Source organism: Bradyrhizobium prioriisuperbiae, from assembly GCF_032397745.1.
GTDB lineage: Bacteria > Pseudomonadota > Alphaproteobacteria > Rhizobiales > Xanthobacteraceae > Bradyrhizobium_A > Bradyrhizobium_A prioriisuperbiae.
Genome location: NZ_CP135921.1, coordinates 7,149,921 through 7,172,011 on the forward strand (window position 1 = coordinate 7,149,921; position 22,091 = coordinate 7,172,011).

Genomic DNA, 22,091 nt, shown 5'->3' on the forward strand with positions numbered 1-22,091 from the left:
TCCAGAACTCTCAGCGGTAGATGTCGGTGTAGAGCTCGGACGCATCCGGCTCCGGATCGCTCTGCGCGAAGTCGGCGGCGGCGTTGACGATCTCGCGCACCTCGGCGTCGATCACCTTCAGATCCTGCTCGCTGACTTTCATTTCCAGCAGGCGGTTGCGGACCTGCTCGATCGGATCCTGATCGTGGCGGACCTTCTCGACTTCCTCGCGGGTGCGATACTTCGCCGGATCGGACATCGAGTGGCCGCGATAACGATAGGTCTGCATCTCGAGGATGAAGGGACCCTTGCCCTCGCGGCACCAGGCGACGGCCGCCTCACCTGCGGCCTTGACCGCGCGGACGTCCATGCCGTCGACCTGCTCGCCCGGGATGTTGAACGACACGCCGCGCTTGGAGAAATCCTGCTGCGCCGAGGAGCGCGACACCGAGGTGCCCATGGCGTAGCGGTTGTTCTCGATCACATAGATCACCGGCAGCTTCCACAGCTCGGCCATGTTGAAGCTTTCGTAGACCTGGCCCTGGTTGGCGGCGCCGTCGCCGAAATACGCCACGCTGACATTGTCGTTGCCGCGATAGCGATTGGCGAAGGCGAGACCGGTGCCGAGCGACACCTGGGCGCCGACGATGCCGTGGCCGCCGTAGAAATGCTTCTCCTTGCTGAACATGTGCATGGAGCCGCCCTTGCCCTTCGAATAGCCGCCGCGGCGTCCGGTCAATTCCGCCATCACGCCCTTGGCGTCCATGCCGCAAGCCAGCATATGACCGTGATCACGGTAGCCGGTGATCACCTGGTCGCCGTACTTCAGCGCCATCTGCATGCCGACAACGACCGCTTCCTGGCCGATATAGAGGTGGCAGAACCCGCCGATCGCTCCCATGCCATAAAGCTGGCCGGCTTTTTCCTCGAACCGCCGGATCAGCAGCATCTCGCGCAGCGCGCTCAACTCCTGCTCTTTGGTGAACTTGATGTCTGAGATCGAGCGGGCACCGTTCCCCGCCTCCTGAGCGACGCTTTTCTTGGCAGCGGCCATGATTAATCCGGGTGAGAGAAGATGAGAGTGGAGCGACCTCTCTACCTTAACTCAAACCGGGGTGGAAGGTTTGCATCGAGGTTTGATGCCGCATGATGTGGCGTCAAAACCGCCATCATCTCGCACTGCAGCGAAACCAGCGAAACTTTGCGCAAGCAACCGGCCCGCTTTTTGAAATTTAAAAAACTTGAAATCTAAAACAAGAAAACTCAGTGCGCGACGATGCGCACGAGATCGCGCGGGTGGACGTAGTCGAGCTGAAAACGCGCACGCTCGTCCAACATGTCGGGATCGACGCGATCGGAGCGCAGCAGCGAGACCCGCTGCTCGGCATCCGCGCGCTCCTTTTTCAGGCGCGCAAGCTCGTTGGTGAGTGCGATGATTTCCTGATCGAGTTCGACCCGCGCCGTCAGGCCGTACTTGCCGGTGTAGGCGTTGACGCCGAAATACGCGATCATCGCCGCCGCCATCGTATAGAGGGCGAGCCCGGTCATGATCGCTTTGAGGCGGGTGCGGGAAACCATATCCGCACGATGCAACGGCCTAGTTAAGGCTTTATGAACCGCGCGCGTCGGCTGATCGAAAACCTGTGATCACACCCTCGGTATGATCACATCAATGTCAGCGGCAAAGTCACCGGCAGGCCCGGCCCGCCGTCACCCCGCCTGTCATCCCTCAGGTCCGGCTGCGGACCTCGTTGAGCAGGAAGTTGCCAAAACGCTTGCCGCGGTTGCGCAGCACCTTGAGCGGTCCGGCATCGACGAAATAGGTCAGCAGGATGCTGTCGCGGGTCTTGACGCGGTTGTGGACGGGATCGGCGGAATGCCAAGTGTCCGTCCCCACCGCGAAGGCATAGCCCGAGTTGCGGGCGAACTTCATCTGCGCGGTCTTCGGCTTGCTGCCATCCGGCAGCACGTCGTGGAAAATGGTGCCGATGTCGGTGTTGGCGTTGTCGCTCGGCAGATAGAGCTGGACGGTAATGCCCTTCCAGCGCGTGTCGGTATGCGGCGGGATGCTGTAGCCGGGAATGTCCCGGGTCAGGATCGGGATCGGATACATTCCGACCGAGGCGAAACCCTTGCCGAAACGCTTTTCCAGGCCCGGCGCGAGCTTGCGCCGGAAAGCGTCCTTCACCGGCTCCGAGCACAACGTGGCGCCGACCACGCTCCAGACCGTGAGTTTGTCGCGCGGCAAATGGCGAATGTATTCGGGAAACAGATCGATCTTCACCCGGGTGTGGGTGCCGTCGGTGAGATCCTGGGCGCGGCTGCGGCCGTGCATCGGACGATAGTCCGTCGCGTTCGGCATCGCCGCCAGCATCGCGGAATAGACGTTCTCCGGGAAGACGTGATCGAATTCCAGATGATAGAACGGCTTCTCGACAAAGGTCGCCTTGTCGATCGATCCGGCGACGTAGTCGATCAGAGCCTTGGTGCTGCCGATACGGTCAGCCAAGTCAGGGACGGCCGTCTGATCCATGATATTCCACCGTGGTTGGGCCGGCGCGGACGCCGACCGGTCAATTCAGTCGGGGCGATTTATACCAGCTGATACCGCCACCGACACCAAGAAACGATCTAGCTAACAACCCGGGTTCAGCCCTTGACCCGGGCTTCCGCCCCCTTGATCGCCGCAAGGCCGCCATAACGCGCCTGGGTTCCCAGTTCCTGCTCGATGCGCAGCAGCTGGTTGTATTTCGAGGTGCGGTCGGAGCGCGCCAGCGACCCGGTCTTGATCTGTCCGCAGCCGGTGGCGACGGCGAGATCAGCGATGGTGGAATCCTCGGTCTCGCCGGAACGATGCGACATCACCGCTGTATAGGCGGCCTTGTAGGCCATCTCGACCGCCGCCAGCGTCTCCGTCAGGGTGCCGATCTGGTTGACCTTGATCAGGATGGAATTGGCGCGGCCGTTCTTGATGCCGTCGGCGAGCCGGGTCACGTTGGTCACGAACAGGTCGTCGCCGACCAGCTGGCACTTGCTGCCGACCAGGTCGGTCAGTTCCTTCCAACCGTCCATGTCGTCTTCGGACATACCGTCCTCGATCGAAACGATCGGGTAGCGCGCCACCAAGTCTGCCAGATACTTCGCCTGCTCGGAGCGGCTGCGGGTTTTGTTCTCCCCGCCATAGACGTACTTGCCGTCCTTGAAGAACTCGGTGGAGGCGCAATCCAGCGCCAGCATGACGTCGTGTCCCGCCTTGTAGCCGGCCTTGCCGATGGCCTCCATCACGAACTCGAGCGCGGCATCCGCCGACGGCAGGTTCGGCGCGAAACCGCCCTCGTCGCCGACGTTGGTGTTGTGGCCGGCCTTCTTCAGCTCACCTTTCAGGGTGTGGAAGATTTCCGAACCGCAGCGCAGGGCCTCGGCGAAGCTCTTGGCGCCGACCGGCATGATCATGAATTCCTGGAAATCGATCGGATTGTCGGCGTGAACGCCACCATTGATGATGTTCATCATCGGCACCGGCAGGGTGCGCGCCGAAGTGCCGCCGACATAACGATAGAGCGGCAGGTCGCTGGCCTCGGCCGCAGCTTTCGCAACCGCCAGCGACACGCCGAGGATCGCGTTGGCGCCGAGCCGGCTCTTGTTCGGCGTGCCGTCGAGGGCGATCAGAGTCTCGTCAATCAGCACCTGCTGCTCGGCGTCCATGCCGCCGATGGCCTCGAGAATCTCGCCGTTCACGGCGGCGATGGCCTTCTGCACGCCCTTGCCGAGATAACGCCCCTTGTCGCCGTCGCGCAGTTCGACCGCCTCATGGGCGCCGGTGGACGCGCCCGACGGCACTGCCGCACGCCCGAGCGAGCCGTCCTCCAACACCACGTCGACTTCCACGGTGGGATTGCCCCGGCTGTCGAGGATTTCGCGGCCGATAATGTCGATAATGGCGGTCATGGAGGTCCCTTCATGGCTGCGGGGGTAAAAGATGGGGTGCTTCTACAGGAAGCCCCGCGGTCGGAAAAGGCCGAACCCAAACGCTCTGGACAGGTGACCCGGCGGCCCGGATTCGCTATCAGGATCGCCACGGAGATTGTTGATTATGCCCAGAAAATCGCCCCCGCCCCTGCAGCTCGGCCAGGACGCCAAAATCCCGGCGTCCCCGGACGAGGCGCGGCTCGACCGTGTTCCCAATCCGCAGGCCGGCTCCGACTATCTGGTCCGCTTCACGGCGCCGGAATTCACTTCGCTGTGCCCGGTCACCGGGCAGCCGGATTTCGCCCATATCGTGATCGATTTTGTTCCCGGACAGTGGCTGGTCGAATCCAAATCGCTGAAGCTCTATCTGACCAGCTTCCGCAACCACGGCGCATTCCACGAGGACTGCACGGTGGCGATCGGCAAGCGGCTGGTGGCCGAGATCAAGCCACGCTACCTGCGCATCGGCGGCTACTGGTATCCGCGCGGAGGCATCCCGATCGATGTGTTCTGGCAGACCGGCAAACTGCCGAAAGGGTTGTGGCTGCCGGACCAGGGCGTGGCGCCCTATCGTGGCCGGGGCTGAGTTCTAGATTTTGCCCTTCGCGAGCTGATCGAACGCCATCAGCGTCTTCACCAGTCCTTCGAACTCGTTGAGCGGCACCATGTTGGGGCCGTCCGAGGGGGCGCGGTCGGGATCGGGATGGGTTTCGATGAAGACGCCGGCAACGCCGACTGCGACCGCGGCACGCGCCAGCACCGGCACGAACTCGCGCTCGCCGCCGGTTGAGCCGCCCTTGCCGCCCGGCTGCTGCACCGAATGTGTCGCATCAAAGATCACCGGCGCGCCGGTGCTGCGGGCCAGGATCGGCAGCGCACGCATGTCGGACACCAGCGTGTTGTAGCCGAACGAGACGCCGCGCTCGGTGACCATGACATTGCGGTTGCCCCCACTGGTCAATTTGGTGACCACATTCGCCATGTCCCATGGCGCGAGGAACTGGCCCTTCTTGACGTTGACGACCTTGCCGGTCGCCGCCGCCGCCAGCAGCAAGTCGGTCTGCCGGCATAGAAAGGCCGGGATCTGCAGCGCGTCGACCGCTTGCGCCACACGGGCGCACTGCTCCGCTTCATGCACGTCGGTCAGCACCGGCAGCCCGAGTGAGGACTTGATCTCGGCGAAAATCGGCAGCGCCTGTTCGAGCCCCATCCCGCGGACACCGGACACACTGGTGCGGTTGGCCTTGTCGAACGAGGTCTTGTAGACCAGACCGATCTTCAGCCTTGCGGCGATCTCCTTCAGCGCGGACGCGACTTCGAGTGCGTGCGCGCGGCTCTCCAGCGCGCAAGGGCCGGCGATAATCGACAGCGGCAAGTCGTTGCCGAACTTGACCGGGCCGACCTCGACGACGGGTGCGGGCGTGACGCTTGCGTTCAAGGGATATCCTCTCTTGCGATCGCACTCCGCCAAACCGAGTTGGCGGAATGCCTGTTCCCTGCCGGCTTATTTCACTGACGAAAATGCGGTCGGTGCCAGAAACTGATTGACGATATTACCAACGATCTGCCCGTCTTTCTCAGTCTCCGCCCGCGCACTGATCCATTCCGGATCGGCCATGAACGCGCCCCACTTCTTCTCGCGATCAGCCATCGAGTCCCATGCCAAGAAGTAAGTTAGCTCCTGATGGGATTCGCCAACCAGCGTAGTGAAGAAGCCGGCCTGACGGATGCCGTGCCTTTCCCAGATCTTCAGCGTGACGGTCTCGAACCGCTTCAGCAGCGCCGGCAGGCGTCCCGGCACACAACGATACACGCGCATCTCATACATCATCGGGCTGTTTCCCTGATTTGATTGTTCGCTTTACCTCCCCGACACTATTCGTGCTGGCGGGCTCCCCGGTCAATGGAAGAGTAATCAATGAATGCCTTATCGTGGCTAAACTTCAGCCCCCGCCGCCATTTCCGCCTCCGGTAGCAGGCAGTAGCTGCTCAAGCTCTTGGCGTACGTTCGCACAGTGTGACTTGGCAAAAGGCGACTTTTGAGCACGTTCACGGACGGCTTCAGGATAAAGCGATGGTTCGGATATCCCGGCTTCGAGCTCCTTCACGACCCGATCAAATTCGCCCCAGCTAATTTTGATCTCATTTTTAAAGATACAAAATATGGCCGCTGTAGCTTCAGCATTTTCTTGAAGCTCTCGCAACTCACTGGGAAACTTCTCGCGTACATTCGGATTTTTTCTTTGATCCAAGTATGCGCCTAGATTTGTCTGGATAATGGCTGGAACACGCCCTCTCAATGCAATGTCGCCATCCATAATAAACGTAGCGATTCTCACCGAATCGGAGAAAGCATGGCTATTCTTGCCTGCTTGATCCATAATCAACTCGGTTCTCGGAAGTAAAGCGCTGGTATTCTTAGTAAACTCAGCACTTTCGCGGCAAGCTCCTCGATCGTAATGACTGTTCGTTGACACGGAACCTTGATCCGGGTCCATGCCGCAATAATACTGCGTCGATCGAAGTTGGTATGCGACAGTTCCATACTGTAAAGTCGCCCAGTAGAAACGTTGTGCGATCATCAATCGCTCCAACGCATCCACATCTTGCTGGCGCCGCAGGGTAAAATTATAGATCAACACTGCAACGCCAATCGAGATTAAACTCACTCCAGCTGCAACGAGAGATCGAGCGAGATGATCTCGTCTTTTGTCTCTATCGCTGTGCCGGATAATCCAAACGGAAACCATCGCAAGCACTGCGCCGAGCAACACAAGGCAGCTGGCGAGCGCTGGAAGCAATTCGAACATTCTCCGCCCTTCTAAAGAATTTCAGAAAAAGCGTTTAAAAAAACAGGCCAACAACTTTAACGAGAACTTAGACAGACCGCAAGCAAAGCGCGAGATCAAGGAGAAACCGGCTATCGCGCCACCGCTTCTAATAGGCCAAAAACTTCACGGGAGCTCTGATCAAACCAGCCGGCTCTGCACCATCGCGGCCTGGACGAAAGACGCGAACAGCGGATGCGGCTCGAACGGCCGCGACTTCAGTTCCGGATGGTATTGGACTCCGATGAACCAGGGATGGTCCTCGTACTCGACGATTTCCGGCAGCACACCATCGGGCGACAGCCCGGAGAAGCGCAAGCCATGCTGCTCGAGCCGGTCCTTGTAGGCGGTGTTGACCTCGTAGCGATGGCGATGGCGCTCGGAGATTTCCAGCGCGTTGCCATAGATTTCCGACACCCGGCTGCCGCGTCTGAGCGCGGCCGGATAGGCACCGAGGCGCATGGTGCCGCCGAGATCGCCGGCGTTGCTGCGCTTTTCCAGTTCGTTGCCGCGCAGCCATTCGGTCATCAGGCCGACCACCGGCTCCGAGGTCGGGCCGAATTCGGTGGAGTTGGCATCAGAGATGCCTCCAAGATTGCGCGCCGCCTCGATCACCGCCATCTGCATGCCGAAGCAGATGCCGAAATACGGCACGTCGCGCTCCCTTGCGAAGCGGGCCGCGCGGATCTTGCCCTCGGCGCCGCGCTGGCCGAAGCCGCCGGGCACCAGGATGCCGTTGACGTGTTCGAGGAACGGCGCCGGGTCCTCGTTCTCGAACACCTCGCTCTCGATCCAGTCGAGATTGACCTTGACCTTGTTGGCGATGCCGCCGTGGGCGAGCGCCTCGATCAGCGACTTGTAGGCGTCTTTCATGCCGGTGTACTTGCCGACGATCGCGATCGTCACCTGGCCTTCCGGATTGCGGACACGCTCATTGATGTCGTTCCAGCGCTTCAGCACCGGCGGAGCCGAATCGCCCATGCCGAACGCCGCCAGCACCTCGTCGTCGAGGCCGGCGGCATGATAGGCCTCCGGCACTCCGTAGATGTTGTCGACGTCGCGCGCCTCGATCACGGCGGTCTCGCGCACGTTGCAGAACAGGCCAAGCTTGCGGCGCTCTTCCTTCGGAATCGGACGGTCGGTGCGGCACAGCAGAATATCCGGCTGGATGCCGATCGACCGCAGTTCCTTCACCGAATGCTGGGTCGGCTTGGTCTTCAGTTCGCCCGCGCTCGGAATGTAGGGCAGCAGCGTCAGGTGGATGTAGATCGCCGAATCGCGCGGCAGGTCGTTCTTGATTTGGCGGATCGCCTCGAAGAACGGCAGGCCCTCGATGTCCCCCACCGTGCCGCCGATCTCGCAGAGCACGAAATCATAGTCGTCGTTACCGCTGCGGATGAAATCCTTGATGGCGTTGGTAACGTGGGGAACCACCTGGATGGTGGCGCCGAGATAATCGCCACGGCGCTCCTTGGTCAGGATATCCTGATAGATGCGGCCGGTGGTGATGTTGTCCTGCTTGGTCGCCGGACGGCCGGTGAAGCGCTCGTAGTGACCGAGATCGAGATCGGTCTCCGCGCCGTCATCGGTCACGAACACTTCGCCGTGCTGATACGGCGACATCGTTCCGGGATCGAGGTTGAGATAGGGATCGAGCTTGCGAAGCCGGACCTTGTAGCCTCGCGACTGCAACAGCGCGCCAAGAGCCGCTGATGCCAAACCTTTGCCGAGCGAGGAAACCACGCCGCCGGTGATGAAAATGTACCGCGCCATGGGACTTTACCTTTAACGCTCCGCACGCGATTCGCAAAACGAATCGCGTTTTTCCGCGACCAAAATGCTACGTTGTGGGTGACTTCAAAAGCGAAGTCATTCCAGTGGGTTCGGGCGAACTATTCAGATCGCCCGAGAGGCAGACAATTCGCAGCAGCAATGCATTATTGCGAACGTGGTGCCTGGGGAGCCTGCGGCGTCTGCTGATCCTGCTTCTGGAGCTGATCCAGAATACCGCCGCTCGAGGACGGAGCGACCGGAGTTGCCGATCCAGGCGCCGAAATCGGAGCCGGGCTGCCGGTATTGATGATCGAGGACGGCTTGCGCTCGTAGCTCGCCAGCCAGGACAGGAACAGGCTGGTGACGAAGAAACCGGCCGCCAGAATCGCCGTGGTCCGGGTCAGCAGGTTGGCCGTGCCTCGGCTGCTCATGAAACCGCCGCCGCCGCCGATTCCAAGCCCGCCGCCTTCCGAGCGCTGCAGCAGCACGGTGGCGATCAGGGTTGCGACAATCATGAGATGAATGACGATAATGACGGTCTGCATCGGATCCTTCCGTCACAAACGGCTTCCACCGCGACGACGGCGGCCAGAGGTGTTTGCGGGAGTTGAAGTTGCGCGGTGTCTACACGATGGAAACGGCGAATGCCACCCCTGCCTGCATGCGGATCGTGCCCGCATCCGGGCAGAGAGGCTGCCGAACCTGTGCCCTCATTTAGGGACAGGCCGTTGCGATCGCAAGGAAATCAGCGGCTTTGAGGCTGGCGCCCCCGACCAGGGCCCCGCCGACCTCGGGCACGGCCATCAGTTCCGCCGCATTTGAGGGCTTGACCGAGCCGCCATAGAGGATGCGCACCCCCGCCCCGGCCTTGTTCAGCCGCTCGGTTAGCTTGCTACGGATAAAACCATGAACCTCCTCGACATCCTTGGTTGTCGGGGTCCGGCCGGTGCCGATCGCCCAGACCGGTTCGTAGGCGATTACAAGATTCGCCGTGGTCGCGCCGTCCGGGATCGAGCCCGCCAGCTGGCCCCCGACCACCTCAAGGGTCTTGCCGGCGTCGCGCTGCTCCTGGGTCTCACCGACACAGATGATCGCCAGCAGCCCGGCCCGCCAGGCGGCCTGCGCCTTGGCGTTGACCACGGCATCGGTCTCGCCGTGGTCGCTGCGGCGCTCCGAATGGCCGACAATGACCGCAACCGCGCCTGAATCCGCGAGCATTTCCGCCGAAATATCGCCTGTATGGGCTCCGGAGGCGGCCGGATGGCAGTCCTGGCCGCCCAGGGTCACTTTCGACCCCATCACGATGCCGGCGGCCCGCGACAGCAGCGTGGCCGGCGGGCAGATCATCAGGTCGACCTTGCGCGCCAGGCTGTCGCCCCCCTGCGCAATGGCAGCCAGTTCAATGGCCGAGGACTTCAGTCCGTTCATTTTCCAGTTTCCCGCGATCAGCGGACGCACGGCAGCGGTCATTGGTTCTCCCGATCGATTGGCACTTCTGCGCTAGCAGAGGAGATCAGCCGGCGCCAGTTGACAAGCACGACCTGCGACACCTGCACCATTTCCGGCCTCGCGCTGAGGTTGCGGGCACCGGGGGGCCACTTTATGATGCAATACAACACGGTGATGCGTATAACGCGCCCCGGTTCCCTCTCCTCAACACAAGATGGATTCAATGCTTCGAGGAATGCGCAAGGCCTCATCCAATTGGCTCGGCAAAACCATTATGGCCACGGTCATGGGGGTGCTGATCATCAGTTTCGGCGTCTGGGGCATTGCCGACATCTTCAAAGGCTTCGGCCAGTCGACGCTGGTCAAGATCGGCCGAACCGAGATCTCGACCGAGCAATTCCGCCAGCTTTATACCGACAAGCTGCAACAGATCGGCCGCCAGTTCGGACGCCCTTTGACCTCGGAGCAGGCCCGCCAATTCGGCGTTGACCGCCAGTTGCTGCAGCAGACCATCGCCGAAGCCTCGCTCGATGAAGGCGCGCGCCGCATGGGCCTCGGACAGTCGGACGCCGACGTGATCCGCTCGATCCAGACCGATCCCAACTTCAGGGGCCCCACCGGTACATTCGATCCGTCGCGTTTCGCGCAGCTGATCCGCCAGTTCGGCTACACCGAACAGCGTTACATCGCCGAACAGCGCCGGGTGGCGCTGCGCCGGCAGATAGCCGGCACCCTGAGCGCGAATCTGGAGCCCGCCAAGATCCAGCTCGATATCCTGAACCACTATCAGAACGAGCAGCGCTCGATCGACTATGTCCGGCTGACCGCGGCGCAGGCCGGCACCATCGAGCAGCCCTCGCCCGAAACGCTCGCGACCTATTTCGAGGATCGCAAGACGCTGTTCCGGGCGCCGGAATACCGCAAGGTCGGCATCGTCGTCGCGACGCCCGACGAACTCGCGAAGTGGTCCACGATCTCCGACGAAGACGCCAAGAAGGCGTACAACGAGCGGCTCGAGAGCCTCTCTACGCCGGAGAAGCGCCAGATCGCCCAGATCGTGTTCCCCAACGCCGACGAAGCCAAGGCCGCACGCGATCGGATCACCGGCGGCTTGTCGTTCGAGGACCTCGCCAAGGAACGCAATCTCAGCGCCACCGACGTTGATCTCGGGCAGGTGGCCAAATCGGCCGTGATCGACAGCGCCATCGCCGACGCCGCATTCGCGCTGGCCACCGGCGAGGTCAGCCAGCCGGTGCAGGGCCGCTTCGGCACAGCCTTGCTCAAGGTCGGCAAGATCGAGCCCGGCACCACGCCGGCCTATGAACTGGTCGCTCCCAAGCTCAAGCGCGATATCGCCACCGAACGCGCGCGGGCTTCGATCAGCGATCTCTACAACAAGATGGAAGACGAGCGTGGCGGCGGCGCCAATGTGGTGGATGCAGCCCAGAAGGTCGGGCTGAAGGTCGTCACCATCGATGCGGTGGACCGTTCGGGCCGCGGCCCGAACGGCCAGCCGGTCACCGGATTGCCGCAGGGCTTCGACGTGGTCACAGCGGCGTTCGCCAGCAACGTCAATGTCGAAAACGATCCGCAGCAGTACAGCGGTGGCTACCTCTGGTACGAAGTGCTCGACGTGATCCCCTCGCGCGAGCGCAATCTCGACGAGGTCAAGGACCAGGTGGAGACGCGCTGGAAGGACGATCAGGTCAGCACCCGCCTGCGCGACAAGGCGAAAGACCTGCTGGCGAAACTCGAAGGCGGCGCCAAGCTGGCTGACGAGGCGACAAGCGCCGGGATCAAGGTCGAGACCGCCGCCGCATTCAAGCGCGGCGCGACGGTCGAGAACGTGCCGGCAGCCGTGGTCGAGGCGGTGTTCAAGACCGCCAAGGACGGCTATGGCCAGGCCCAGGGAAGCGGCACCGAGACCCTTATCTACCGCGTCACCGCCATTACTGTGCCGCCACTCGACACCGCCTCCGAGGATAGCAAAAAGTTGAAGGACGCCCTGAAGCAAACGCTTGGCGACGAACGGGTCGGCCAGTACATCTCCAAACTGGAGACGGAGGTCGGCGTCACCATCAATCAGGCTGCGTTCGCGATCGCGACCGGCGCCGCCTCTCAAACAAATTAACGCTCATGGATGATCTCAAAGCCATCATCGGCAAGGTCGCGACCGGCGCCGTTCTGTCCCAGGAAGAAGCCGCAACCGCATTCGACCGGATGATGTCCGGCGAGGCCACGCCATCGCAGATGGGCGGCCTTTTGATGGCGCTGCGGGTACGCGGCGAAACCGTCGACGAAATCACCGGCGCGGTGTCTGCGATGCGCGCCAAGATGCTGACGGTCGAGGCGCCCTCGGACGCCGTCGACGTGGTCGGCACCGGCGGCGACGGGTCCGGCTCGGTCAATGTCTCGACCTGCGCCTCCTTCATCGTGGCCGGCGCCGGCGTGCCGGTCGCCAAGCACGGCAACCGCGCGCTGTCGTCGAAATCCGGCGCGGCCGATTGCCTGGCCGCGCTCGGCGTCAAGATCGACCTGGCGCCGGCCGATGTCAGCCGCTGCATCCGCGAGGCCGGTATCGGTTTCATGTTCGCGCCGGCGCACCATCCGGCCATGAAGAACGTCGGTCCGACCCGGGTTGAACTGGCGACGCGCACGATCTTCAATCTGCTCGGGCCGCTGTCCAACCCGGCCGGGGTCAAGCGCCAGATGGTCGGGGTGTTTTCCCGGCAGTGGGTGCAGCCGCTGGCGCAGGTACTGAAGAATCTCGGCGCCGAATCCGCCTGGGTCGTGCACGGCTCCGATGGCCTGGACGAGATCACCCTCACCGGCCCGACCTTCGTCGCAGCGTTGGAAAAAGGCGCTATCCGCACCTTCGACGTGACGCCCGAAGAGGCCGGCCTCGGCCGGGTCGAGGCCGGCGCGCTGAAAGGGGGCAATGCCGACGACAACGCCAAGGCATTGCAGACGGTGCTTGACGGAACGCCCAGTGCGTTCCGCGACGTCGCGCTGCTGAACGCCGCCGCCACGCTGGTCGTTGCCGGCAAGGTCGCCAACCTCAAGGACGGTGTTGTGATCGGCAGGAAATCGCTCGACAGCGGCGCGGCGGCGAAAAAGCTCGATCACCTCATCGCCGTCTCCAACGCCTGATCCGCAACGCCCGATCGGAACCGTCATGTCCGACATCCTCACCAAGATCGAAGCTTACAAGCGCGAGGAGATCGCGGCCGCCAAGCGCGCGCGGCCGCTCGCCGAGGTGGAAGCCGCGGCGAAAGCCGCCTCCCCGCCGCGCGGTTTCGCCAACGCCATCCGCGCCAGGCTCGCGCGCGGCGACTATGCGCTGATCGCCGAGGTCAAGAAGGCCTCGCCGTCAAAAGGACTGATCCGCGCCGACTTCGATCCGCCGGTGCTGGCCAAGGCCTATGAAGCCGGCGGCGCCGCCTGTCTTTCGGTTCTCACCGATACGCCTTCGTTCCAGGGCCATCTGGATTTCATGGTGGCCGCACGGGCCGCAACCGCGCTGCCGGTGCTGCGCAAGGACTTCATGTACGACCCCTACCAGGTGGTTGAGGCGCGCGCCCATGGCGCGGACTGCATTCTGGTCATCCTGGCGGCGCTCGACGATGCCGCGGCGAAGGACATCGAGGACAGCGCCCTCGGACTCGGCATGGACGTGCTGCTCGAGGTGCACAATCGCGAAGAACTGGACCGCGCGTTGAAGCTTCGTTCGCCGCTGCTCGGCGTCAATAACCGCAACCTGCGCACCTTCGAGACCACCCTCGCCACCAGCGAACAACTTGCGCCGCTGATCCCCGGGGATCGCATCATGGTCGGCGAGAGCGGCATCTTCACCCCTGCGGATCTGGCGCGGCTGGCGCGGGTGGGCATGTCGACATTCCTGGTCGGCGAGAGCCTGATGCGGCAGGCCGACGTGACGGCGGCGACTCGAACGCTGCTGGCGCGCGAGCCTGCGGCCGCGGCGCATTGACCACCTGACATGGCCAAATCGAGCAAGTCATTCAAGCAGACCGCCCTCACCCACATCGACGCCAAAGGTGAGGCGCGCATGGTCGACGTCTCGGCCAAGCCCGCGACCGAGCGTCTGGCGGTGGCCGAGGGACATGTGATCGTCTCCAAGGCGACACTCGATCTGATCGTGTCAGGCAATGCGGCGAAGGGCGATGTGCTGGGCACCGCGCGGATCGCCGGCATCATGGCGGCGAAACGGACATCCGAACTGATTCCGTTGTGCCATCCGCTGGCGCTGTCGAAAGTCACGATCGATATCGCGCCCGACAAGAAGCTGCCGGGATGCCGCGTCACCGCTACCGTCAAGGTGACCGGCCCGACCGGTGTCGAGATGGAAGCGCTGACGGCGGTTTCGGTTGCCTGCCTGACGATCTATGACATGATCAAGGCGGTGGAGCGCGGTGCGCGGATCGAGGCCATCCGCCTGATTGAAAAGAAGGGCGGCAAATCCGGGCACTTCATCATGACGGATGATGACACATCCCGTGATTCACGCACCGGCAAAGCGCGCACAAGAACGAAACAAGACTGACGGGAGTTTCCGATGGCGCTGATGCCGGTTGCTGATGCGCTCGCCGCGGTGGTGTCCGGCGTGGACCCGCTGCCGGAAGAATCTGTCACGCTCGAACAAGGCTACCATCGCGTTCTGGCGCGCGACGTCGCGGCGCGGCGGACCCAGCCGCCGAATCCGATGTCGGCGATGGACGGCTACGCGGTGCGCGCGGCTGACGTCGCCACAGTTCCCGCGCGCCTCACCGTCACCGGCGAAATCGCCGCGGGCCGTCCCTTCACCGGCACGCTGCAGCAGGGCAATGCCATCCGCATCTTCACCGGCGGCGTCATTCCCGACGGCGCGGACGCGGTGGTGATACAGGAAGACACCGATCGGGACGGCGACATCGTCATTGTCAACGAGCGCGCGGTTGCGGCACGCCACATCCGCCCCGCCGGTGTCGATTTCCGCGAAGGCGACGTGCTGCTGCACCGTGGGGCGCGCCTGACCGACCGCGCGCTGTCGCTGGCCGCTTCGATGAATCATACGACGCTGCCGGTGCGGCAGCGTCCCAAGGTGGCGATTCTCGCGACCGGCGACGAACTGGTCGCGGCCGGCGGCGCGCCTGGTCCCGGACAGATCATCTCGTCCAACGCCTATGCGCTGCAGGCGCTGGCGCGCGCGGAAGGCGCCGAAGCGATCGATCTCGGCACCGTCGGCGACACGCTCGAGGCCACAACAGCTGCGGTCCGGCGCGCGCGCGACAGCGGCGCGGATATCCTGGTGACCACCGGCGGTGCCTCGGTCGGCGATCATGACCTGGTCAAGTCCGCGCTCGATGCGGAAGGCGTCGAGATGGCGTTCTGGAAGATCGCGCTGCGCCCCGGCAAGCCGATGATGCACGGGCGGCTCGGATCGATGCGCATCCTCGGGCTACCCGGTAATCCAGTGTCCTCCTATGTCTGCGGCTTCCTGTTCATGGCGCCGCTGATCCGGGCCCTCTCCGGCCGCAGCGATATTCATCCGCCGCTGGAGGCGGCCCTGCTCGGCGGCCCGCTGCCGGAAAACGATCAGCGGCAGGATTACCTGCGCGCGCGTCTCGAGCTGCGCTCCGACGGTCTGCCGATCGCGACCGCGGTGAGCAAGCAGGACAGCTCGCTGCTCGGGAATCTCTCCGCCGCGCAGGCGCTGATCGTGCGGCCCCCATTCGCTGCAGCGGCAGCCGCGGGGTCATCGTGCTTCATCCTTAAGCTTCCCCTCTAGGCATTCTCCGATTTGTTGACCGTAAATTAAGAGGTTGCGGAACACATATGGAACATATAGTGTCCGTTCATGATTTGTTTCGAACGAGTCCCTGTTAAGCGCTTCGGCTCGATCGACTGAACTCAACTTGACAGACTCAACTGACAGACCTGCGGCTGTGACAGCGCCGTATTTTGGGGGAATGGTAAGATGCTCACGCGCAAGCAATACGAACTTCTCCGCTTCATCAATGAGCGGCTGAAGGAAGCCGGAGTGCCCCCCTCGTTCGACGAGATGAAGGACGCGCTCGACCTGCGCTCCAAATCCGGCATTCATCGCCTGATCACCGCTCTGGAAGAGCGCGGCTTCATTCGCCGCCTGCCCAACCGGGCGCGCGCGATCGAAGTCATCAAGATGCCCGAGCAAGCCGCCAACAACGGCGGCGGACGCCGGGGTTTCACCCCCAGCGTCATCGAGGGCAATCTTGGCCGGGTGGTTCGCTCCACCTCGGAAGATGAAGGCGGACGTCCGGTCGCCATTCCGGTGATGGGCCGCATCGCGGCCGGTACGCCGATCGAGGCGCTGCAGACCCGCAGCCACACCATCAACGTACCACCTGAGATGCTCGCCTCGGGCGAACACTATGCGCTGGAGGTCCGCGGTGATTCGATGGTCGAGGCCGGCATTCTCGACGGCGACATGGCGCTGATCCAACGCACCGAAGGCGCCGACACCGGCGACATCGTGGTCGCCCTGATCGACGAGGAAGAAGCCACCCTGAAACGCTTCCGCCGCCGCGGCGCCTCGATCGCCCTGGAGCCGGCGAACGCCGCCTATGAGGTGCGGATCCTGCCGCCCAACCGCGTGCGCATCCAGGGCAAGCTGGTCAGCATCTTCCGGCGTTACTGAAGCGTCTCAAGTTATCCGGCCCACAATCGCCCGGCGGAATGACATCCGCCGGGCATTTTTTGCGCGTGTGCATAGCCGACCGACGGCAGCAAGCCCGCAGCGCCTGTCCCGTCCATCATTAACGATACCGCGCGCAACACCCCCGGGTTCAAAGAATCAAACAATGGTTGATTCACCGTCGGGCCCTAGAATCCACCGGGTCGCGCCACTACGACGATTTGATCGATCCGGAGAGCTGCTGCAGATCGTGGCTCTCGCTTGCGAGGGACCTGCCAAATGTTTCGCATTCTCTCCTCGGTTCGGGAAGATGATGCGCCATTCTTGTTGATGTGCACAACGCTCGTCATCCTGTTCGGGATTGTAAGTATCGCCTGCGGCACCGCATACATCAGACAAATCAACGCACAAAAGATCGTCGCCGAAACGTCGCCGTCCCCTGCAACCATCATCTCCGCTGTTCCAATGAAGAGGAAGTACAGACCGCTTTATCCCAAATGGACCGAGGCGGTGATCAGGTTCGAGCGGCGCACGACGACAGGCATGGTTGCTTGCGAAGCGGTTCGGCTCAACTTCAATTCGTGGTCAACCGAATACCGTCCGGGAAAACTCTTCCAAGTTTATCCACGAAAAACGACGTGCGAAAATCCGATCTATGCCCCCGATATCCACGATCCTGCCAGGATCGGGTGGCTGGTTCTGATCACAACGACAATAACCGTACTTTTCGCCGGACTGATTGCCTACGGACTTTACAGGACGCGACAGCGCGAGATCGCGCTTGCAGCGACGCTCGCGATGCATTTCGATCGTCAGACTGACGACCGATTTCAGACGTGACGTCGACCGGAACCTCGACCGCATTCGAGCCCTCGAACGCCGCCTATGAGGTACGGATCCCGCCGCCCAACCGCGTGCGCATCCAAGGCAAGCAGGTCAGCATCTTCCGGCGTTACTGAAGCGAATTTTGAACCGAGAAAAAGCCGGCGGGCATTACGCCGCCGGCTTTGTTCCTGCGGCTGCCGGCCCGGCACTGTCCGGTTCCGCCGCGTATGGGCCGATGCTGGGCTCGGATGGTTAATCCAAGATTAATCCTCAACAGCAATCCCTTGCGATTTATTGGACGCCTCTTGCGCGCGTTCGGTTCAAGGTTGCCAGTGGCTCGTCGTCGCTCCCGATATCGCGCTAATCGTCAGACAGGCGATCGCTCTCGGCGGGTGTCACGTCCACCGGACGATCGCCGGTGCGATTGGGTGCGCTTGCCGCCTGCCCCTCCTCAATCGGCACAGCCGGCGCCCAGGGACGGTCGCGGCCTGCCGGCTTTTGCGCCTCGGCGATGAAGGTGCCGTCCCTGCGGCGCAGCGCCTGGGAGCCAGACCGGCGCAACCGCGCCTGATCGACCACGTACGCCGCGCAATCGGCAGGCGGCTGCCCGTGGGAGACGAGAAGCGCTGCTCTCGCGCAATCATCGGCGAACGCATCCGGCCTGATCGACAAGGCCACCAGAGACCCATCACGCATCTCGACCACGCAGCCGGCGCCGTCGCATGACACGCCTTCCATCAGGGACGGATCAGTCGCGATGCGTGCATCCGCATCCGCCGCGAGCCACTCCTTGACCAGGAAAGCATCCTTGCCGATGCGCATCAGATGCAGCCGTCCGTCCTTGCCACGCACGCCGATGTTCTGCCCGTCCGACGAGATCAGAATGTCTGGCTGCGGCGTGGCCAACGCCCACAGCGCCGCGACAGCGATCACGGCTAGACCCACGAAACGCAGCGGCGTCCGTAGCAGCCCCAGCATGATCATGCCGACCGTCGCAACCAGCAGTGGCCCGGTGCCGAACGCCGCCATCCGCCCGACCGCGCCCGGCAAAGCCGCGACCCACTGCGCAACCAGGATCATCCAGCCGATGCCGACATCCATCAATTGCCAAAACACGCCGTCGAGGCCGAACGGCATCGCGACCAGTCCCAGCAGCCCCGCCGGCATCACCAGCGCTGAGACCACCGGCATTGCCGCCAGATTGGCCAGCACGCCATAGGGCGTGATGCGATGGAAATGGAACGCCGCATAAGGCGTGGTGGCGAGGCCCGCGATCAGCGACGCCAGCATCAGCAGCATGAATTCGCGTCCGCCCCACAGCGCGATCCGCGTGGCCGTGGAATTGTCCGACGTTGCAAACAACGCCGGTAAACCGTTCGCCACCAGCGCGACCAGGCCGAGCGTCGCGGCAAACGACATCTGGAAGCTCGGGTGCACCAGCGCCTGCGGCGCAAGCACGAGCACCGTCATCGCGGCGATCGCCAGTGTGCGGAAAGTGATGGCGCGCCGGTCCACCATGATCGCGATCAGCACCACGGCCGTCATCAAGAACGAGCGCTGCGTCGCCACCTCGGAGCCCGACAGCAGGAGATAGAACGCGGCCGCGATCAGGGCCGCGACCGCCGACCATTTCTTGATCGGCGCGGAGACGGTCCACGCCGGCACCAGCGCCAGCAGGCCCCGCATGGCGAAGAACACGATGCCGGCCACCACCGCCATGTGATAACCGAAGATCGACAGCACGTGTCCCAGGCCCGAGATGAACATGGCGTCGTTCACCGGCGTGGTAATGGCGTCACGGCGGCAAGGAGTGCGGTGGCGATGGCGCGGGAATCGCCGCTCAGCGCAGTGCGGATACGGGCATCGATGGCGTCGCGCATACCCTGCAGTGTCGCCGCATAACGCAGCCACAGCCCGCCTCCGCTGGGCGGCGCTTCGGTGGCCTTGATGGCTCCCATCACGAAACCGGAGGCGCCGATGCCCTGGAAATACAGGTCGCGACCGAAATCGTAGCTGCCCGGCCGCAGCGGTGCGAGCGGCGGCGTCAGCCGTGCCTTCATCTCGACAAAGCTGCCGACGGCGGGCGCCAAACCCTTCCTGACCGACAGCCGCACCCGCGTCAGCTTCGCCTGCTGGCGCGGGCTATCCATTTCCTCGACGCGCAGCACAAAACGATCGGTGCGCTCGCGCTCCTCGTGAGTTTCGACAAACCCTTTCAAGGTCACACCGCTGATCGGCCGCGCCAGCACCGGGTGCGCCACCGGCGCGGTTTTCCAGGTCGCCGTTGCGAACCCCGCGGCCATTGCCGCGACCATGATCGCGATTGGGAAGACGGCACGTCCGCGCAGCAGCACGCAGACGCCGCAGAGGACTGCGGCCACCGTCGCCGTGACCCAGGCAACCGGCTCGCGGTCGGCGGCGAAATAGACGGCAATGCCGGCGCCGAAGGCGACGGGGACCCATGGCAACAGCCGTCCGGGGCCGGCTTCGGCGCGGATCCAGTCCCGCACATGGGAGGCCCAGGCCGGCCATGAGGCGCCAAAGCTTGCAGGGACCTGGGCACGCGCCGGCGTGGCCTGCGGCCAGGTCTCAGCTCTGCTTCGTGTCTGGCCCTTGTGCGGCGCCACGGCTCCCCCCGGAGGGAGAATGCTACACCAGCCGCAACCGCGCGCCAGACCGAAGCTTTACGAGCTCAAAGCCAAAGTGCGGCGGGTCAGCCTTCCGCCGCGACCTTGGCCCAGGTGTCCCGCAGACCGACGGTACGGTTGAACACCAGCTTGCCGGGCGAGGAATCCTTGTCCCGGCAGAAATAGCCCTGGCGCTCGAACTGCACGGCAGCGTCGGTGTTGTCCGTCGCCAACGCCCGCTCGACCATGCAGCCGGTGAGCGTTTCCAGCGACTCCGGATTGATCTGGGCGGCGAAATTCGTGGCCTCCGGCTGCTGGGCGCTGAACAGCAGATTGTAGAGCCGCACCTCCGCGGGCACAGCCTCGGCTGCGCTCACCCAATGCATGGTGGCCTTGACCTTGCGGCCATCGGGTGCGTTGCCGCCCCTGGTGGCCGGGTCATAGGTGCAACGCAGTTCGACCACCTCGCCATCGGCGTTCTTGACCGCCTCGCGGCAGGTGACGAAATATCCATAACGCAGGCGCACCTCCCGCCCCGGCGCCAGGCGGAAGAACTTCTTGGGCGGGTTCTCCATGAAGTCGTCGCGCTCGATATAGAGTTCGCGGCCGAAGGTGATGCGGCGGACGCCCTGCGACGGATCGTCGGGATGGTTCACCGCCTCGAGTTCTTCGCTCTCGCCTTCCGGATAGTTCTCAAGCACGACCTTCAGCGGCCGCAGCACGGCCATGCGGCGCAGCGCCGATTTGTTGAGGGTTTCGCGCACGGCGAAATCGAACATGCCGATGTCGACGGTGCTGTTGGCCTTCGCCACACCGATGCGTTTGACGAATTCGCGCAGTGCGGCGGGCGGCACACCGCGCCGCTGCAGGCCGGCGAGTGTCGGCATCCGCGGATCGTCCCAGCCGGACACATGGCCACTGCGCACGAGTTCGGTCAGCACCCGCTTGGACAACAGGGTGTGGGTCATGTTGAGCCGGGCGAACTCATACTGGTGCGGCCGCGACGGCACCGGAAGATTGTCGAGGCACCAGTCGTACAGCGGGCGGTGATCCTCGAATTCCAGGGTGCAGATCGAATGGGTGATGTGCTCGATGGCGTCGGACTGGCCGTGGGCGAAGTCGTAACTCGGATAGATGCTCCAGGCCGTGCCGGTGCGCGGATGATGCGCATGCAGGATGCGATAGAGCACCGGGTCGCGCAGATTGATGTTGCCGGAGCCCATGTCGATCTTGGCGCGCAGCACGCGGGCGCCGTTCGGAAACTCACCGGCGCGCATGCGCGCAAACAGATCGAGGTTCTCGTCGACCGAACGGTCACGGAACGGGCTGTTGCGGCCGGGCTCGGTCAGCGTGCCGCGGCTCAGCCGGATCTCCTCCTGGGACTGATCATCGACATAGGCCTTGCCGGCGCGGATCAGATCCTGCGCCCAGGCATAGAGCTGCTCGAAATAATCGGACGCGAAATGCAGGCCCTCGCCCCAGTCGAAGCCGAGCCAGCGCACATCGCGCTGGATGGCGTCGATGTATTCCTGCTCTTCCTTGGTCGGGTTGGTGTCGTCGAAACGCAGATTGCAGCGCCCGCCGAATTCCTCGGCAATGCCGAAGTTCAGGCAGATCGACTTGGCGTGGCCGAGGTGCAGGTAGCCATTGGGTTCCGGCGGGAAGCGCGTCACCACGCCCTTGGTCTTTCCGGACGCAAGGTCATCGGCCACAATATCGCGAATAAAGTCGCGGCCTGCGTCCGGGGTCGATTCGTCAGTCATCGTGGTCCTTTCAAGCTGCGCCCTATGTGCCAAATCGGCGGCCCCGCGCCAAGTGCCGGGCGACCCGCCCGCGCAGCTTTGTCGAACGGCCGGAGCGTCCGATTGTGCCGTTCAGTCCGGTATTTTCTCGGATTTTAGCCCGCGGACGGCACGATTAGCCCTGAGACAGGGTGCCGCCATTATGGTACATGGCCGCAAATAACCGCTT

General features: G+C 63.3%; 19 protein-coding genes and 2 pseudogenes. 9 read left to right on the forward strand and 12 right to left on the reverse strand.

The window, feature by feature from the left end:
- Positions 1–10 precede the first annotated feature (10 nt).
- From pdhA to eno, 4 genes are all read right to left on the reverse strand, one after another.
- Positions 11–1,033 (reverse strand): pyruvate dehydrogenase (acetyl-transferring) E1 component subunit alpha, encoded by a 1,023-nt coding sequence (pdhA, locus tag RS897_RS33505; RefSeq protein ID WP_315832959.1) that lies wholly within the window; start codon positions 1,031–1,033, stop codon positions 11–13.
- A 209-nt stretch (positions 1,034–1,242) separates the two neighbouring features.
- Entirely contained in the window at positions 1,243–1,557 is a 315-nt protein-coding gene (locus RS897_RS33510; protein ID WP_315832960.1) for an FtsB family cell division protein, read from the reverse strand.
- Between the two features lie 151 nt (positions 1,558–1,708).
- Positions 1,709–2,512 (reverse strand): hypothetical protein, encoded by an 804-nt coding sequence (locus RS897_RS33515; RefSeq protein ID WP_315832961.1) that lies wholly within the window; start codon positions 2,510–2,512, stop codon positions 1,709–1,711.
- Between the two features lie 116 nt (positions 2,513–2,628).
- Positions 2,629–3,927 carry a phosphopyruvate hydratase gene (gene eno, locus RS897_RS33520; protein ID WP_315832962.1) on the reverse strand — a complete coding sequence of 433 codons (1,299 nt, stop codon included), beginning with the start codon at positions 3,925–3,927 and terminating at the stop codon, positions 2,629–2,631.
- 145 nt (positions 3,928–4,072) lie between these two features.
- Here eno and queF point away from each other — a divergent pair, with 145 nt between their 5' ends.
- Positions 4,073–4,534: a preQ(1) synthase gene (queF, locus tag RS897_RS33525; RefSeq protein ID WP_315832963.1), complete on the forward strand. Its 462-nt coding sequence runs from the start codon at positions 4,073–4,075 to the stop codon at positions 4,532–4,534.
- A 3-nt stretch (positions 4,535–4,537) separates the two neighbouring features.
- Here queF and kdsA read toward each other — a convergent pair whose 3' ends face one another.
- From kdsA to tpiA, 6 genes are all read right to left on the reverse strand, one after another.
- Positions 4,538–5,386, reverse strand: a complete 849-nt coding sequence (gene kdsA, locus RS897_RS33530; RefSeq protein ID WP_315832964.1) for a 3-deoxy-8-phosphooctulonate synthase — start codon at positions 5,384–5,386, stop codon at positions 4,538–4,540.
- A gap of 66 nt (positions 5,387–5,452) precedes the next feature.
- Positions 5,453–5,779 (reverse strand): NIPSNAP family protein, encoded by a 327-nt coding sequence (locus RS897_RS33535; protein WP_315832965.1) that lies wholly within the window; start codon positions 5,777–5,779, stop codon positions 5,453–5,455.
- Between the two features lie 112 nt (positions 5,780–5,891).
- A complete protein-coding gene (locus RS897_RS33540; protein ID WP_315832966.1) occupies positions 5,892–6,758 on the reverse strand; it encodes a hypothetical protein in 867 nt (288 codons plus the stop codon).
- Between the two features lie 159 nt (positions 6,759–6,917).
- Positions 6,918–8,549, reverse strand: a complete 1,632-nt coding sequence (gene pyrG / locus RS897_RS33545; RefSeq protein ID WP_315832967.1) for a CTP synthase — start codon at positions 8,547–8,549, stop codon at positions 6,918–6,920.
- 164 nt (positions 8,550–8,713) lie between these two features.
- Positions 8,714–9,094, reverse strand: a complete 381-nt coding sequence (gene secG / locus RS897_RS33550) for a preprotein translocase subunit SecG (protein ID WP_315832968.1) — start codon at positions 9,092–9,094, stop codon at positions 8,714–8,716.
- Between the two features lie 169 nt (positions 9,095–9,263).
- Positions 9,264–10,019, reverse strand: a complete 756-nt coding sequence (gene tpiA, locus RS897_RS33555; protein ID WP_315832969.1) for a triose-phosphate isomerase — start codon at positions 10,017–10,019, stop codon at positions 9,264–9,266.
- Positions 10,020–10,221: 202 nt separating this feature from the next.
- On the opposite strand from tpiA, the gene RS897_RS33560 reads away from it, so the two are divergent.
- From RS897_RS33560 to RS897_RS33595, 8 genes and pseudogenes are all read left to right on the forward strand, one after another.
- On the forward strand, positions 10,222–12,129 hold the full coding sequence (locus tag RS897_RS33560; protein WP_315832970.1) for a peptidylprolyl isomerase: 1,908 nt from the start codon (positions 10,222–10,224) through the stop codon (positions 12,127–12,129).
- A 5-nt stretch (positions 12,130–12,134) separates the two neighbouring features.
- Positions 12,135–13,148, forward strand: coding sequence for an anthranilate phosphoribosyltransferase (trpD, locus tag RS897_RS33565; RefSeq protein WP_315832971.1), 1,014 nt, complete (start codon positions 12,135–12,137; stop codon positions 13,146–13,148).
- A 25-nt stretch (positions 13,149–13,173) separates the two neighbouring features.
- Positions 13,174–13,986: an indole-3-glycerol phosphate synthase TrpC gene (trpC, locus tag RS897_RS33570; protein WP_315832972.1), complete on the forward strand. Its 813-nt coding sequence runs from the start codon at positions 13,174–13,176 to the stop codon at positions 13,984–13,986.
- Positions 13,987–13,995: 9 nt separating this feature from the next.
- Positions 13,996–14,559: a cyclic pyranopterin monophosphate synthase MoaC gene (gene moaC / locus RS897_RS33575; RefSeq protein ID WP_315832973.1), complete on the forward strand. Its 564-nt coding sequence runs from the start codon at positions 13,996–13,998 to the stop codon at positions 14,557–14,559.
- Positions 14,560–14,571: 12 nt separating this feature from the next.
- The gene (locus RS897_RS33580; protein ID WP_315832974.1) at positions 14,572–15,783 is read left to right on the forward strand and encodes a molybdopterin molybdotransferase MoeA; all 1,212 of its coding nucleotides are present in this window, start codon (positions 14,572–14,574) and stop codon (positions 15,781–15,783) included.
- 189 nt (positions 15,784–15,972) lie between these two features.
- The gene (lexA, locus tag RS897_RS33585; protein WP_315832975.1) at positions 15,973–16,671 is read left to right on the forward strand and encodes a transcriptional repressor LexA; all 699 of its coding nucleotides are present in this window, start codon (positions 15,973–15,975) and stop codon (positions 16,669–16,671) included.
- A gap of 276 nt (positions 16,672–16,947) precedes the next feature.
- Complete coding sequence (locus tag RS897_RS33590; protein WP_315832976.1) at positions 16,948–17,508, forward strand: hypothetical protein; 561 nt, start codon at positions 16,948–16,950, stop codon at positions 17,506–17,508.
- 8 nt (positions 17,509–17,516) lie between these two features.
- Positions 17,517–17,627 (forward strand): annotated as a pseudogene (locus RS897_RS33595) (transcriptional repressor LexA); the annotation flags it as partial.
- Between the two features lie 226 nt (positions 17,628–17,853).
- On the opposite strand, the pseudogene RS897_RS33600 reads toward RS897_RS33595, so the two are convergent.
- Positions 17,854–20,141: pseudogene (locus RS897_RS33600) on the reverse strand (ComEC/Rec2 family competence protein).
- A gap of 65 nt (positions 20,142–20,206) precedes the next feature.
- Positions 20,207–21,883 carry a glutamine--tRNA ligase/YqeY domain fusion protein gene (locus tag RS897_RS33605; protein ID WP_315832977.1) on the reverse strand — a complete coding sequence of 559 codons (1,677 nt, stop codon included), beginning with the start codon at positions 21,881–21,883 and terminating at the stop codon, positions 20,207–20,209.
- Positions 21,884–22,091: the final 208 nt, after the last annotated feature.

What these genes read in the sequence shown, in the direction of transcription:
- pdhA (WP_315832959.1), bottom strand. Translation starts at nt 1,033, where the DNA reads ATGGCCGCTGCCAAGAAAAGCGTCGCTCAGGAGGCGGGGAACGGTGCC.
- RS897_RS33510 (WP_315832960.1), bottom strand. Translation starts at nt 1,557, where the DNA reads ATGGTTTCCCGCACCCGCCTCAAAGCGATCATGACCGGGCTCGCCCTC.
- RS897_RS33515 (WP_315832961.1), bottom strand. Translation starts at nt 2,512, where the DNA reads ATGGATCAGACGGCCGTCCCTGACTTGGCTGACCGTATCGGCAGCACC.
- eno (WP_315832962.1), bottom strand. Translation starts at nt 3,927, where the DNA reads ATGACCGCCATTATCGACATTATCGGCCGCGAAATCCTCGACAGCCGG.
- queF (WP_315832963.1), top strand. Translation starts at nt 4,073, where the DNA reads ATGCCCAGAAAATCGCCCCCGCCCCTGCAGCTCGGCCAGGACGCCAAA.
- RS897_RS33535 (WP_315832965.1), bottom strand. Translation starts at nt 5,779, where the DNA reads ATGATGTATGAGATGCGCGTGTATCGTTGTGTGCCGGGACGCCTGCCG.
- RS897_RS33540 (WP_315832966.1), bottom strand. Translation starts at nt 6,758, where the DNA reads ATGTTCGAATTGCTTCCAGCGCTCGCCAGCTGCCTTGTGTTGCTCGGC.
- pyrG (WP_315832967.1), bottom strand. Translation starts at nt 8,549, where the DNA reads ATGGCGCGGTACATTTTCATCACCGGCGGCGTGGTTTCCTCGCTCGGC.
- secG (WP_315832968.1), bottom strand. Translation starts at nt 9,094, where the DNA reads ATGCAGACCGTCATTATCGTCATTCATCTCATGATTGTCGCAACCCTG.
- tpiA (WP_315832969.1), bottom strand. Translation starts at nt 10,019, where the DNA reads ATGACCGCTGCCGTGCGTCCGCTGATCGCGGGAAACTGGAAAATGAAC.
- RS897_RS33560 (WP_315832970.1), top strand. Translation starts at nt 10,222, where the DNA reads ATGCTTCGAGGAATGCGCAAGGCCTCATCCAATTGGCTCGGCAAAACC.
- trpD (WP_315832971.1), top strand. Translation starts at nt 12,135, where the DNA reads ATGGATGATCTCAAAGCCATCATCGGCAAGGTCGCGACCGGCGCCGTT.
- trpC (WP_315832972.1), top strand. Translation starts at nt 13,174, where the DNA reads ATGTCCGACATCCTCACCAAGATCGAAGCTTACAAGCGCGAGGAGATC.
- moaC (WP_315832973.1), top strand. Translation starts at nt 13,996, where the DNA reads ATGGCCAAATCGAGCAAGTCATTCAAGCAGACCGCCCTCACCCACATC.
- RS897_RS33580 (WP_315832974.1), top strand. Translation starts at nt 14,572, where the DNA reads ATGGCGCTGATGCCGGTTGCTGATGCGCTCGCCGCGGTGGTGTCCGGC.
- lexA (WP_315832975.1), top strand. Translation starts at nt 15,973, where the DNA reads ATGCTCACGCGCAAGCAATACGAACTTCTCCGCTTCATCAATGAGCGG.
- RS897_RS33590 (WP_315832976.1), top strand. Translation starts at nt 16,948, where the DNA reads ATGTTTCGCATTCTCTCCTCGGTTCGGGAAGATGATGCGCCATTCTTG.
- RS897_RS33605 (WP_315832977.1), bottom strand. Translation starts at nt 21,883, where the DNA reads ATGACTGACGAATCGACCCCGGACGCAGGCCGCGACTTTATTCGCGAT.